This window comes from Pseudomonas sp. Pso3, assembly GCF_055393275.1.
In genome coordinates this window covers 49718-63551 of record NZ_AP043687.1, presented here as the reverse complement: position 1 = coordinate 63551, position 13834 = coordinate 49718, and the positions used below count along the sequence as shown (strand labels likewise).

Sequence of the window (13834 nt, the reverse complement as noted above, 5' to 3'; positions counted from 1 at the left end):
CAGCCGGCCGGGTTCGTCGTTGCCGTCACGCTCGATCGTCCGGCTGAGATCGTTGGCAGCGATGCGCTCGGCCACCGCCAGGGCCTTTTCCAGCGGCCCGGTGAGGCTGCGGGTGAAGCGCCAGGCCAGCAACAGGGTACCGGCCAGGGCCGCCACCATCACCGCCACGGTGATGGAGATGGCGTTGTGGTAGCTGGCCATGGAGGCGGCGGCCAGGCGCGTGACCTTGCCATCGACCACCCCGGCGAGTTCGTTGACGGTGGCGCTCAGGGCATTGCCGCTGTGGGCCATCTCGCCGTCCTGCCCGGCCAGCTTGAGCAACTCGGCGTCGTTCTGGTCGTCCAGCGCTTTCAGATAGCGATTCTGGTTGTTCAGGTAGGTGGCCAGTTGGCCGGTCATCCGGGTGTAGACCTCCCGCCCGGAGTCGGTGAGCAACAGGCCGTCGAACTGGCGCACATGCTGTTCCAGGCTGGCCTTGGCCGCGTCGATGGCCTTGTGCACCGCCTGGGTCTCGGCGTTGGAACTGGCCAGCATCAACCCCTGGTTCTGCATGCGCAGACTCAGCAGATCGGCGCGGATCTCGCCGATGGTCTGGACGCTGGGGATGACGTTGCCGACGATCTGCTCCTCGCTCTCCTTGATGACCCGATTCTGGCCCAGGGAAAACAACCCCAGGCCGATCACCAGCAGGGCGAAGAAACCAAAGGCGACCAGGGCCCGCGGGGCGATGTTGAGGGAGCGTAGCTTCACCGGGAAGACCTCGAAAAATGATTAGCCCCCTCATGATCGGCCAAACGGCGCCAGGCTTTAGGGCTCGCCGGCGCCGGATGGACGAAATGCCGCCTAAACCTCCTCTGCCTCGTTTAACCGCGTCTGCGCCAGACGTTTCGCCCCGGCCACGTCGGCCTTGCCGGTCCCCAGTTTCGGCAGGCTGTCCACCGCCAGCCAGGCCGAGGGCAGCAGCAGTCCACCCACCCCCTGGGCCAGCAGGGTCTTCTCTACCGCTGCGCCGTCCAGGGTGCCGGTATGCAGCACCACGATGCGCTCGCCCTTTCGGGCATCCGGCAGATTGACCGCCTGCAGCTCGATCTCCGGATCGGCCACCGCCCTGGCCAGGGCCTGCTCCACGGCGCCCAGGCTGACCATCTCGCCGCCGATCTTGGCGAAGCGCGAATAGCGGTCGACGATGGTGAGAAAGCCGTCCTCGTCCAGCCGGCCCTGGTCGCCGGTCACGTACCAGCGCTCGCCGTCGATCTCGCGGATGGCCTTGGCGGTGCGCTCGGGATCGTTCAGGTAGCCCTGCATCAGCTGCGGCCCGCCGATCAGCACCATGCCGGCCTCGCCGGTGGGCAATTCGGCGAAGGTCTGGGGATCGACGATCTTGAAGCCGGTCCCCGGCAGCGGCATGCCCACGGTGCCGAGCTTGCCGCCGCGCTGCACCTGCAGGTAGCTGACGTCCAGGGCATCGGGCAGGTTGACCGAGGCCACCGGGGCGGTCTCGGTGGCGCCGTAGCCTTCGTAGATGTCCTGGTTGAACTTGAGCTTGAAGGCCTCGCGCACCGCCGGATCCAGGCGTTCGGCGCCGGCCACCACGATGCGCAGGCTCTCCAGCATCAGCGGATGCACCTTGGTGTTGCGCACGAACAGCCGCAGGAAGGTCGAGGTGCCGCAGAGCACCGTGGCGCGATGGGTCGCCACCGCCTTGGCGATGCCGGCCACGTCGGTGGGATCGGCCTGGCACACCACCGGCACCCCCTCGATCAGCGGCAGAAACTGGGTCACCGTGAGACCGAAGGCGTGGAACAGCGGCAGCGAGGCCATGAAGACATCGTCGTCCTGGGTGTTGAGCACGTCCGAGGTCTGCTTGAGATTGGCCATCAGGTTGCGATGGCTGAGCATCACCCCCTTGGGCGTGCCCTCGCTGCCACTGGAGAAGAGGATGGCGGCGGTGGCCTCGGGATCGTGGGCGCGACTCACCAGCACCTGCAGCATGGCGGTCGGCAGCAGCCAGACCGCCAGCCAGTTGGCCAGCAGCTCGGCCTTGCCGATCCCGGCGCGCAATGCCTCCAGATCCACCACCTCGCGCCCGGCGAGCAACTCGTCCACCGGCAGGCCGCGCTGGCGCAGGCGCTCGAGAAAGCGCGTCGAGGTGTAGACGGTGCGGATACCGGCCTGGTCCAGGCCCGACGCCAGGGCCTCGGGCGTGGCCGTGTAGTTGAGATTGACCAGCGTCTTGCCGGCCAGCAGCACCGCCATGTTGGCCAGCATGCCGCCGCTGCTGGTGGGCAGCAGCAGACCCAGATTGGCCTCGGGCCGCTTGCGCATCCGCCGCGCCAGGCAGGCGGCGCCGGTGAGCGCCTGGGCGGCCTTGAGCGGAGCGCCCAGGTCGTCGATCAGCGCCAGGCCATTGGGTCGGCGCTTGACGCTGGCCACCCAGGCATCGGCCAACGACGGCAGGCCCTGCATGTAGCGCTCCCAGGAGCGGATCGACAGCTCGAAGATCCGCCGCTTGAGCACATCGGCCGGGGTGTCCTTGGCCAGCGCCTTGCCAAAGGCCACCACCACCTCGCGGTGCAGCGGACTGTCGCGCAGTTCCTTGAGCTTGCTGGAGGAGCGCGAGAACTGGCTGCCCCAGAGGCCGCGCAGGTAGAAGGGCACGATCTGCACCTCGGGCCCGACCCGCTCGCAGGCCTTTTCGTAGCCGCGGCGGAATTCGCCGAGTTGCCCGGTGCGGCTGATCACCCCTTCCGGAAACAGGCAGACCACCTCGCCCGCGCTGAGCAACGCCGCCACCTGCTCCAGCGCCGCCCCGGCACCGTTGCCCTGGGCGATGGGCAGGCAGCCCATGGCCTTGAGGAAGGGCTTCAGGTACCAGCGCTCATAGATGGAGCGCAGCATCACGAAGCGCACCGGGCGCGGACTGGCGATCTGCACCATGGCCCAGTCGACCCAGCTGATGTGATTGCCCAGCAGCAGCACCCCGCCCTGGGCCGGCAGGTTCTGCAGCCCCTGCACCTGGATGCGGTAGTGGCGGGTGACCATCAGGCCGAGCAGAAAGCGCACCAGACTCTGCGGCAGCTTCCACACCGTGTAGGCGCCGCCGATCAGCGCTACCGCGGCGATCAGCAGCAGCAGCCAGCGACTGTCCAGGCCGAGCAGGGCGATCACCGCGGTGAGCACCAGAAAGCTCAGCATGGCGACGTTCTGCACCCAGTTGTTGGCCGCCAGCACCGTACCGAGCTGGTCTTCCCGGGCATGGAACTGGATCAGCGCATTGAGCGGAACGATGAACAGCCCGCCCATCAGCCCGATGAAGACGAAGTTGAGCGCATGCACCAGCGCCGAACTGGGCGCCGGCAGCCACCACAGACCGAGGGCGATGCCCAGCGCGCCCACCGGGATCAGGCCGGTCTCGATGCGCCCGCGCGAGGCCCGGCTGGCCAGCGCCGAGCCGAGGGCGATGCCGATTCCGGCGCAGGCCAGGATGCCCTGCAGCAGCAACACGTTGTCGATGCCCAGGTGATCCTTGGCATAGGCCGGAAAGCTCGCCAGCAGCACCTGGCCCACCGACCAGAACACCGCGAGGCCGATGATCGACAGGCGGATCACCGGATTCTCGCCGATCACCGCCAGGTTCTGCCGGGCGCTCTGCAGCCGCACATAGGCATGCCAGTCGAAGGGCGCGCGCGGCCTGGGCTCTTCCAGCAGCGGCAGGCGATAGAGCAGCGCCACCTCGGCCAGGCTGCAGAGCACCAGCAGCCAGCCCAGCGGGGCGATGTCCTGCAGGATGGCGTGAGGCGTGGCCTGGTCCGCGCCCAGGTGCAGCTGGAAGAAGGCGGTGAAGACCACGGTGCCGGCGAGGATGGCGATGATGGAATTGGCCTGCACCAGGCCATTGCCCTCGGCCAGCCGCTGCTTGCCGAACAGCGCCTTGATGTAGCCGTACTTGGCCGGCGAATAGAAGGTCGCCTGGATGGCCAGCAGGAGCGTCATGGCAAAGGCCAGCTCGAACAGCCCGGCGTAGTAGGCCAGGGTGATGCCGAGGGTGATGGCCACCGCCGCCCAGCCGCCGAGGCGCAGCACCCGCACCTTGGCGAAGCGATCGGCGACATGGCCGGAGGGGCTGAACAGCAGGATGAAGGGCAGCAGCATCATGCCGTTGACCAGCGCGGTCAGCACCACCTGGGTGGAACCGTCATAGACCTTGAACACGGTGTTCTGGATGACGATCTTGTGGCCAAGATCGACGAAGGCGTTGAGAAAGACGGCGATCAGGTAGGGCCAGGCCCCCTTGATCCGGTGCAGCTTGTCCATGCGGAGTCTCTTTCGAGCAGGGGAGTCCGTAGCCTGAGTGAGACGCTCAGGCAGCGCAAGCAGCGCCATTGGTCAACAAATATGCGAATCAGGGCTATACAAGCTCGCGAAAGCGCGTATGGTGTAGGCACTGCTACTGCAATAGTTACTCGATACCTGCTTGATGTTGCTTCATTTTCATCTCCTGGCTCGTCTCACTCTCGCATTACAGTCCCGCTAGCGAATGTCTCGCTAACGTGGTTGTTCCCCCTACATCCTGGAGATACTCATGTCCAATCGTGAAAATGGCACCGTCAAGTGGTTCAACGATGAGAAAGGCTACGGCTTCATCACCCCGGAAAGCGGCGCCGACCTGTTCGTGCACTACCGCTCCATCGAAAGCGCCGGCTTCAAGAGCCTGAGCGAAGGCCAGAAGGTCACTTTCGTGGCTGTCAAAGGCCAGAAGGGTATGCAAGCTGACCAGGTTCAAGTCGTCTAACGACTGATCCGGTTGCAGAAAGGCCCCACTTCGGTGGGGCTTTTTCGTTTCTGGGATTCGGGTTTTGCGGGATTGCCCATCTCCGCCACAAAGACGCTGATTGCCCAAACCACCCAAAGCCTCAGGCGCGCCCAATGCCCCTTCCAGCAGGGCGAACGCAATCGTTGCGCAAGGGTCGAGCGGCATGGATGCCGCGAGAGTCGCGAGGGCCATGGAAGGCCCTTCGCGGCGGGCCCCTGGAGCGGCGATGGAGGGAGTGGACCCCGGCGCAGCCGGGGCCGGATGGAGGGGCAAGCGTTTTTGGTTACTTTTGTCCGGGGCGCGCAGCCGCGACTGGCAAAAATGACTCGCCCGATGGGGCGAAACAAGAGGTAGCCGCAAACCTCGATAATCAGCCAAACAGCCCTGGCATTGGCTTACCCCTTGTCGTACGCCCGCTGCAGCGCCTCATTGAGCGTCCGCACCACCTTCACCCGGGCGAACCTCTTGTCGTTGGCCTCCACCAGGGTCCAGGGCGCGATGGCGGTGCTGGTCTGGACCACCATGTCGTTGACCGCCTGGCTGTAGAGATCCCACTTGTCCCGGTTGCGCCAGTCGTCCTCGGTGATCTTGAAACGCTTGAAGGGCGTTTCCTCGCGGGCGCGAAAGCGTTCGAGCTGGGTGTCCTGGTCGATGGCCAGCCAGAACTTGGCCAGCACGATGCCGGCGTCGTGGAGCTGTTCCTCGAAGTCGTTGATCTCGCCATAGGCCCGCTGCCAGTCGGCGACGGGCGTCAGCTCCTCGACCCGCTCCACCAGTACCCGGCCGTACCAGGAGCGGTCGAAGATGGTGAAGTTGGCCTGCCGCGGGATGTGCCGCCAGAAGCGCCAGAGATAGGGCTGGGCCAGCTCCTCGTCGCTGGGTGCGGCAACCGGGACGATGCGGTACTGGCGCGGATCCAGGGCGCCGGTGACCCGGCGGATGGCGCTGCCCTTGCCGGCGGCGTCGTTGCCCTCGAAGGCCGCCACCAGGGCATGGCGGCGATACTTCTTGTCGCGCAGCAGCCGCGCCAGGCGCGCCTGTTCGGCGAGCAGCTGGTCTTCGTAGTCGGCCTTGTCCAGGCGCTGGGTCAGATCCATGGCTTCCAGCACGCCACGACCATCCACCGGTGGCGGTACTACGGCGGCTGCCCGGCGCTGCTTGCGCGGCTTGTTGGCCAGGGCCCGCTGCAGCGCCTTGAGCAGCACGGTGCCGACGGTCAGGCTGCGAAAGCGCTCGTCGAAGCCGGGCACCACGTGCCAGGGGGCGTAGTCGTGGTGGGTTCGCCGCACCACCCGTTCGCCCTCCTTGACGAAACGGTCGTAGACCTTGGCCTGGCGCCAGTCCAGCGGACTGAGCTTCCAGCCTAGGCGGGGATCGTTCTTGAGGTGCTTCAGGCGCTGCTTGAGCTGCGGCTTGGAGAGGTGGAACCAGAACTTGAGGATCAGCGCGCCTTCGTCGGCCAGCATGCGCTCGAAGCGTTCCGCCTGGCCAATGGCGGCATCCAGCTCGACGCGACTGAGTTCCTTGTTGACCCGGCCGTGCAGCATCTGGCTGTACCAGTTGCCAAAGAAGACGCCGGTCCGGCCCTTGCCCGGCAGGCGCTGCCAGTAGCGCCAGGCCGGGGGATGCTGGCGCTCCTCGGCAGTGGGCTGGAGAAAGGTCTCGACGCGGATCAGGCGTGGATCCATCCACTCGTTGAGCAGCTTGACCGTCTCGCCCTTGCCCGCCCCCTCGATGCCATTGATCAGCACGATCACCGGGAAACGGCCCTGCGCCTTGAGTTCGTACTGGGCGGCCAGTAGTGCCTCGCGCAGCTTGGGCAGCTTGGCGTCGTAGGTGGCCTCATCGAGCAGGTGTTCGTTTTCGGCGGCTTCGAACATCCGGATCTCCTTGCGCAGGTGGTCGGGCAACTATAGCCCTTCTGACCCGGCCTGCGGCAGGCGGTGCCCCGCACCAGGCGGCATGAAGGAAATATGACGTTTAGATGAAATTTGGCATCTCCCGCTGTCGTGGAGGTCTTTCATACCGTTACGCTCCCGCGCAAGCGGGTGCGGCAGTCCACCCTATTGAGGAGAGTTCGATGGCCTTTCGTTTCGATGCACGGCAACCGGCTGACGAGGAAGTCCGCCGCGTGGTGACGGATCGTCTGGTGCAGGCTGAAGCGTCCCTGGCGAGCGGTACCCCCAAGGGCGTCCACGAGACACGCAAGCGCCTCAAGGAATTGCGCGCCCTCCTGCGGCTGCTGCACGGCGCCCTGGGCAAGCGCGCCTTCGCCAGTCGCAATCGGCGTCTGCGCGACCTGGGCCGGGAGCTGTCGTCGTTGCGCGACAGCGCCGCCCTGGTGGAAAGCTGGGACAAGCTGGGCGAATCCGATCGCAAGAGATTCGCCTCGCCGGCCATGAAGCGCGTGCGGCAGCGGCTGCAGGAGCGCGCCGACCAGCAGATCGCCGCGGCCAGCGGCCATCCCGAACTGCTCGAGGAACTGACCGCCATGCGCGAGGAGGTGGCCGGCTGGAAACTGTCCGGCAAGGGCTTCGCCCTCTTCGCCCGCGGCCTGGAAGACAACTACAAGGCCGGGCGCCAGGCGCTCAAGACCGCGCGCGACAAGCCCACCGACGATACCCTGCACGACTGGCGCAAGCGGGTGAAGGATCACTGGTATCACACCCAGCTGCTCGCCGCGGCCTGGCCGGCGGAATTCAAGACGCGGCAGAAGAGCCTCAAGCGCCTGTCGGAATACCTGGGCGACGATCACGACCTGGCGGTGATGCAGCAGCTGCTGCTGGACGAGCCGACCCTGTTCGGCGCCAGCAACACCCGCCTGGCGATCGGCGAAAGCCTGGCCCAGCAGCGCGAGCGGCTGCAGGCGAAGGCCTTTTCCCTGGGCCTGCGCCTCTATCTGGACAAGCCCACCGCCCTCGCCGAACGCTGGCGGGATCTCTGGCGGCTGGCCAGCCGCCCCTATGCCCCGCGCAAGACCAAGGGCCAGAGCGCCAAGGCCCCTGCCGGACTGCTGCCGCACCTGGTCGAGGAATCGTCAGTCTAACGTCTGCGCCAGACGGGATTTGTCGCGCGTGCTGGTGGTCCAAGTCCGGGCACACCACCACGCCGAGGTCTCGCGATGAAATCCAAGCTGCTCGCTTCCCTGTTCGCCTGTTCCGTCCTGGCCAGCACCGCCGCCCTGGCCGACCAGCCCGGTGCCGACTGGATGCCCATGAACGACGTCAAGTCCAAGCTCATGGAGCAGGGCTACACCTCGATCACCAAGATCGAAGCCGATGACGGTCAGTGGGAAGGCGAAGGCATGAAGAAGGATGGTATGAAGTACGACTTCCATGCCGACGCCAAGACCGGCAAGATCACCAAGGAAAAGATGGACATGTGATCTCTCGGGGATCCGGCCACGCGCTCGGATCCCCACCGACACCTGCGCCTCTTCCTGCCCGCTCTCTGCCTGGTCGGCTCGTCCTGAGCCACCTTCTTGTCACCTAGGAACCCCCATGTACAGTACCGCTTTGGTCGAGCTGCTGCGCACCCACGAGCGGTCGCTGCTCGATGCCTGGATCGGCGCCCAGCGCGCGGCCGGCATGCGCATCGACCTGCTCGATGAAACCACCATCCTGGCCAACTCCGCCGAATTGCTGCGCCGCATCACCGTGGCCGCCGCCCAGGGCCTGGGCAATCTGCGCGAGCCGCACTGGCAGCCGGTGCGCGCGCTGCTGGAGCGCTTCTCCTTCGACCAGAGTCGCGCGGGCCTGACGCCCGCGCAGACGGCGACCTTCGTCTTCTCGCTCAAGGAACCGCTGTTCAACCTGATCCAGAACGAATGCGACGATCCCCTCGCCGAGATCTGGGCCGCCACCCGGCTGATCGACGATCTCGGTCTGTACAGCATGGAAAGCTTCATGAGCGGCCGCGAGACGGTGATCCGCGAGCAGCAGGAAAGCATGCTGGAACTGTCCACCCCGGTGGTGGAGCTGTGGGACGGCATCCTGGCCATCCCGCTGATCGGCGCACTGGACAGCAACCGCACCCAGGTGGTGATGGAGTCGCTGCTGGAAAAGATCGTCCAGACCGGATCGGACATCGCCATCATCGACATCACCGGCGTACCCACGGTAGACACCATGGTCGCCCAGCACCTGCTCAAGACGGTGACCGCCGCCCGGCTGATGGGCGCCCAGTGCATCATCAGCGGCATCCGCCCGCAGATCGCCGCCACCATCGTCCACCTGGGCGTGGACCTGGGCGACGTCATCACCAAGGCGTCCCTGGCCGATGCCTTCCGCCTGGCCCTGCGCCAGCAGGGCGTGCGCCTGGCCGCCCCGGCCGCCAAGGGTTAGGGAGCGCCTCATGATCGAGCGGATTCCGATCCTCAAGCTTGGACCCTTCCTGCTGCTGAGCATCCAGGTGGACATGCACGACCAGCTGGCGCTGGACCTGCAGGAAGACCTCACCGAGCAGATCGTGCGGCACAAGGCCAAGGGCGTACTCATCGACATCTCCGCGCTGGAAATCGTCGACTCCTTCATTGGCCGGATGCTCTCCCACATCGCCCAGGTCTCGCGCATCCTCGATGCCAAGGTGATCGTGGTCGGCATGCAGCCGGCGGTGGCCATCACCCTGGTGGAACTGGGGCTGTCGCTGGAAGGCATCGCCACGGCGCTGAACATGGAAAAGGGCATGCGCCGGCTGGAAGCCATGGTCGCCGCGGACGAATCGCTGGAGGAGTCAGAGGGTGGCGAAGACACAGACGCTTCCACTCCGCCAGGAGACTGACATCGTGCTGATCCGTCAGCAGGTGCGCAAGGTCGCCGAAGCCATCCGCCTGGGCCTCATCTCCCAGACCAAGATCGTCACCGCGGCCAGCGAGATCGCGCGCAACGGCCTGGTCTACGGGCTGGGCGGCGAGTGCCTGATCGAGGAGACGCTGCGCGCCGGCAAGCCGGCGATCCGCTTGGTGATCCGCGACCAGGGCCCGGGCATCGCCGATCTCGAGCGCGCCATGGTCGACGGCTACACCTCGGGCAAGGGCCTTGGCCTGGGCCTGTCCGGTTCGCGGCGACTGGTGGACGACTTCCACATCGACAGCCAGCCCGGCCAGGGCACCACCGTCGAACTCTGGAAGTGGCGATGAACGACCAGCCGTGCAGCCTGGTGCTGCCGGTGAGCACCAGCGTCCATGTCGATGCCGCCCGGCGCGCCCTGGTCCGGCTGGCCGGCACCGTCACCGCCGACGAAACCCTGCTCGGGCGCCTGACCATCGTCACCCAGGAGCTGGGCTACAACCTGGTCCGCCATGCCGGGCACGGCGAACTCCTGGCCACCCTGGGCGGCGAAGGGGTGCTCGATGTCCTGGCGGTGGATCGCGGCCCGGGCATGCACGACGTCGCCCGCTGCCTGAGCGATCACTACAGCACGGCCGCGACGCTGGGCGCCGGCCTGGGGGCGATTCGCCGGCAGGCCGATGTGTTCGACATCCATTCGCGACCGGGTCAGGGCACCGTGGTGCTGGCGCGCTTCCATCTGGCCGGGACGACCGGCAGCCGGTTGCAGCATGGCGCCCTGTGCACGCCGCACCCCGAGGAGCAGCTCTGCGGCGACACCTGGGCGGTCAGCGGGCGCCGCCTGCTGGTCTGCGACGGCCTGGGCCATGGCCAGCAGGCCGCCACCGCCAGTCGCCGGGCGCGGGACCTGTTCCTGCGCCATGGCGCGCACCTGCCCCTGCAGCGGCTGATGGAGAATCTGCACCAGGCGCTCATGGAAACCCGCGGCGCCGCCCTGGCGCTGGCCGAGCTGGACCCGGATCAGGGCCAGGTGAGCTTTTGCGGCATCGGCAACATCGCCGGGCGCCTGCTGGGCAACACCACACGCAGCCTGGTGTCCAACAACGGCACCCTGGGCTACCGGATCGGGCGGATCCAGACCTATACCTACCCCTGGACGCCCGGCACCCTGCTGGTGCTGAACTCCGATGGCCTGACGTCCAAGGTGGGACTGGGCGAGCGTTCCGGGCTCGGGGCGCGACATCCGGCGCTGATCGCCGCCCTCCTGCACCGCGACTTTCGGCGCTCCGCCGACGATGCCACCGTTCTGGTACTCAAGCATGTCTGACGTCTTGCCCCTGCTGACCCTCGCCCTGCACAGCGAGCAGGACATCGTGCACTGCCGCCAGGCCGCCAAGCGCCTGGCCGCGGCCATGGAGTGGCCGGCGCTGGAGCAGATCCGCCTGGCCACCGCGGTCTCCGAACTGGCGCGCAATATCCACCAGTACGCCGGCAGCGGTCACTTCGACTTCGCCCTGCTGCGTGGCGAAGACCTGCGCCTGCGCGGCCTGGAGGTGCGGGCGGTCGACCAGGGCCCGGGCATCGCCGAGATGGAGGCCATCCGCGCGGGCAGCTATCGCTCCAGCACCGGCATGGGCATCGGCCTGCGCGGCGCCCAGCGGCTGTTCGACGACTTCGACATCCAGACCTCCCCTGCCGGCACCTGCATCACCGCCCGCAAGTACCAGGCGCCGCGCCCCTTTCCCGAGGCGGAGCAGCTCCAGGCGCTGACGGCCGAACTGCAGGGCAGTCCGCCACCGGATCCCTACCAGCAGATCCGCCTGCAGAGCGAAGAGCTGCTGCTGACCAACACCGAGCTGCAGGTGCGCCAGTCGGAACTGGAGGTCACCAACAAGGAACTGGAAAACACCAACCAGGGCGTGGTGGCGCTCTATTCGGAACTGGAAAAGGCCACTCAGGAGCTCAAGGAGGCCAGCGAGGCGAAGACCCGTTTCTTCTCCAACATGACCCATGAATTCCGCACCCCGATCAACATCATCGAGAATGTCGCCAAGCTGCTCGCCAGCGGGGTGGACGGGGCGCTCAATGCCGAACAGCAGCGCCAGGTGCGCTTCATCAGCGACGCGGCGCTGGAACTGGCCAACCTGGTCGGCGAGTTGCTGGCGCTGGCCGAGGTGCAGTCCGGCCGCCTGACCATCGTGCCCCAGCCCTTTGCGCTGGGGCCTTTCATCGATCGCCTCGAACAGTTCGCCGCGGCCCTGGCGCCGCGCTATCCCCAGGTCAGCTTCAGCGTCGCCCCGCCGCCGGCCGGGGTGCTGCTGGATACCGACGAGAGTCGGCTGTTCCAGGTGCTGCGCAACCTGATCTCCAACGCCTTCAAGTACACCCCCCGGGGCCAGGTGCGCATCCAGGTGTTCCAGCCCGACGACGCCAGCCTGGAATTCCTGGTGGAAGACAGCGGCATCGGCATCGCCGCGGCGGATCAGCAGAAGATCTTCGAGGAATTCGAGCGCATCCGCTCGCCGCACCTGACCCATATCGAAGGCACCGGCCTGGGCCTGCCCCTGGCGCAGCGCCTGACCGTGCTGCTGCGCGGCGAGCTCTCTCTCGACAGCGAAATCGGCCGCGGCAGTCGCTTCACCCTGCGCCTGCCGCGCCACTACGCCAACCACCGGGCCGCCGAGCCGGAGCCCGATCTCAGCGGCCTCACCGTGCTGGTGATCGAGGACAACGAGGGCGATCGCTATCTGGTCCGGCGCACCCTCGAACGCCTCAATCCGGTCCTGCTGGAGGCGGACAGCGCCCGCAGCAGCCTGGACCGGCTCAATGCAGTGCGCCCGGACATCATCATCCTCGACCTCGACCTGCCCGACATCAATGGCGAGGACCTGCTCGCCAGCATGGACTGGAGCATGCACCGGCGGGTGCTGATCAATACCGCCCAGCCCCTCGACGAGGCGGGCCGCCAGCGCCTGCAGGACTACTGCCACGCCATCCTGTTCAAGCACGCCCCCGATCACGCCGAGCGGCTGCTGGCCGAGGTCTGCGCCCTGGCGCGGAGCCTGTCCGATGACTAGTGCCCCGCGCCGCATCGTTATCATCGACGATACCGAGGCCAATCGCTATGTGCTGCGCAAGATCCTCGGCAGCCAGAGCCACTACGAGGTGCTGGAAGCGGCCAGCGGTGCCAGTGGCCTGGCGCTGATCGACGAATCCGTCGAGCTGGTGATCATCGACGTCAATCTGCCGGACACCACCGGCTTCGAGCTGATCCAGGCCATCGAGCGCAAGTGCGGCTGGGGCCGGCTGCCGGCCATCATCAACATCTCGGCCACCTTCGTTTCCGGCAAGGACAAGGCCCAGGGCTTCAATACCGGCGCCCAGGCCTACCTGACCCACCCGATCAATCCGGAAGAGGTGCTGGCCACCGTCGGCGCCCTGCTCAAGGCTAGCTCGCGGGTCGGCCACATGGAGCAGCAGCGCAATTCGGCCATCGCCCGCAGCGAGAATCTGCAGGCGGAAAAGGTCATGCTCGAACGCTTCATGAGATCGCTCAATCACGATCTGCGCTCGCCGCTCACCGCCGCCACCATGGTGGTCAACCTGATGCAGCGCAATCCGGCGCGGCGTACCGACGATCTGCTGCAGACCCTGCACGACAACCTGCAGCGCATGAACCAGATGATCACCGACGTGCTGGACATCAGCCACATGAGCCTGGGCGGCGGTGTCCGCCTCAGCGGCGATCCGCTGGTGCTGGGTCCGCTGCTGAACGACGCCGCGGCTAACCTGCGCCTGCAGTTCGCCAATCACCTCGAGCTGAGCTTGGAGACCCCGGCGCAGGAGGTGCTGTGGGACAGATACGCCTTCCTGCGCATCTTCGACAACCTGGTGCTCAACGCCGCCAAGCACGGCGAGGCGGGTACGCCGATCCGGGTCCGCCAGTGGCTGGCCGACGACCAGGTCATGCTGGAGTTGCGCAACCTCGGCCAGTTTCCCGACGAGGTCCTGGCCAACCTGGCCACGCCCTATTTCATCTCCACCCGCAGCGACAAGCGCGGCTGGGGCCTCGGCCTGCCCATCGTCAAGGCGCTCAGCGAAAGCTTTGGCGGCGAGGCGCGTTTCGCCAATGGCGCGGGCGAGGTGGTCATCACCCTGCACCTGCCGCTGCGGCTGGCCTAGCGACTTTCGGGGCAGCGCGCCGCGATTATCCTGGTGCCGGTAGCGTGGAAAA

The 13834-nt window shown here is 66.8% G+C and carries 11 protein-coding genes and 1 pseudogene; 9 read left to right on the top strand and 3 right to left on the bottom strand.

What is annotated here, in order from left to right:
• Positions 1-24 precede the first annotated feature (24 nt).
• A pseudogene (locus ACZ5R1_RS00300) lies at positions 25-684 on the bottom strand (MCP four helix bundle domain-containing protein); the annotation flags it as partial.
• A gap of 159 nt (positions 685-843) precedes the next feature.
• Positions 844-4314, bottom strand: coding sequence for an acyl-[ACP]--phospholipid O-acyltransferase (locus tag ACZ5R1_RS00295; protein WP_464712749.1), 3471 nt, complete (start codon positions 4312-4314; stop codon positions 844-846).
• Positions 4315-4582: 268 nt separating this feature from the next.
• Between ACZ5R1_RS00295 and ACZ5R1_RS00290 the strand changes: the two genes are divergently transcribed.
• Positions 4583-4792: a cold-shock protein gene (locus ACZ5R1_RS00290; RefSeq protein ID WP_007160189.1), complete on the top strand. Its 210-nt coding sequence runs from the start codon at positions 4583-4585 to the stop codon at positions 4790-4792.
• A gap of 416 nt (positions 4793-5208) precedes the next feature.
• Here the strand turns inward: ACZ5R1_RS00290 and pap are convergent, their stop codons facing one another.
• Positions 5209-6693 (bottom strand): polyphosphate:AMP phosphotransferase, encoded by a 1485-nt coding sequence (gene pap / locus ACZ5R1_RS00285; RefSeq protein ID WP_027597262.1) that lies wholly within the window; start codon positions 6691-6693, stop codon positions 5209-5211.
• 200 nt (positions 6694-6893) lie between these two features.
• Between pap and ACZ5R1_RS00280 the strand changes: the two genes are divergently transcribed.
• From ACZ5R1_RS00280 to ACZ5R1_RS00245, 8 genes are all read left to right on the top strand, one after another.
• Positions 6894-7859: a CHAD domain-containing protein gene (locus tag ACZ5R1_RS00280; RefSeq protein ID WP_042135039.1), complete on the top strand. Its 966-nt coding sequence runs from the start codon at positions 6894-6896 to the stop codon at positions 7857-7859.
• Positions 7860-7934: 75 nt separating this feature from the next.
• Positions 7935-8198: a PepSY domain-containing protein gene (locus ACZ5R1_RS00275; RefSeq protein ID WP_007160186.1), complete on the top strand. Its 264-nt coding sequence runs from the start codon at positions 7935-7937 to the stop codon at positions 8196-8198.
• Positions 8199-8313: 115 nt separating this feature from the next.
• Positions 8314-9156: an STAS domain-containing protein gene (locus ACZ5R1_RS00270; protein ID WP_027597260.1), complete on the top strand. Its 843-nt coding sequence runs from the start codon at positions 8314-8316 to the stop codon at positions 9154-9156.
• Between the two features lie 10 nt (positions 9157-9166).
• Positions 9167-9592 (top strand): STAS domain-containing protein, encoded by a 426-nt coding sequence (locus tag ACZ5R1_RS00265; RefSeq protein ID WP_007160184.1) that lies wholly within the window; start codon positions 9167-9169, stop codon positions 9590-9592.
• Positions 9593-9596: 4 nt separating this feature from the next.
• Positions 9597-9950 carry an ATP-binding protein gene (locus ACZ5R1_RS00260; RefSeq protein ID WP_037006590.1) on the top strand — a complete coding sequence of 118 codons (354 nt, stop codon included), beginning with the start codon at positions 9597-9599 and terminating at the stop codon, positions 9948-9950.
• Positions 9947-10927: a SpoIIE family protein phosphatase gene (locus ACZ5R1_RS00255; RefSeq protein ID WP_464712748.1), complete on the top strand. Its 981-nt coding sequence runs from the start codon at positions 9947-9949 to the stop codon at positions 10925-10927. The genes ACZ5R1_RS00260 and ACZ5R1_RS00255 overlap by 4 nt, the downstream gene beginning before the upstream one ends.
• A complete protein-coding gene (locus ACZ5R1_RS00250) occupies positions 10920-12677 on the top strand; it encodes an ATP-binding protein (protein WP_288405230.1) in 1758 nt (585 codons plus the stop codon). The genes ACZ5R1_RS00255 and ACZ5R1_RS00250 overlap by 8 nt, the downstream gene beginning before the upstream one ends.
• A complete protein-coding gene (locus ACZ5R1_RS00245; protein ID WP_042135031.1) occupies positions 12670-13782 on the top strand; it encodes a hybrid sensor histidine kinase/response regulator in 1113 nt (370 codons plus the stop codon). Before ACZ5R1_RS00250 ends, ACZ5R1_RS00245 begins: the two co-directional genes overlap by 8 nt.
• Positions 13783-13834 lie beyond the last annotated feature (52 nt).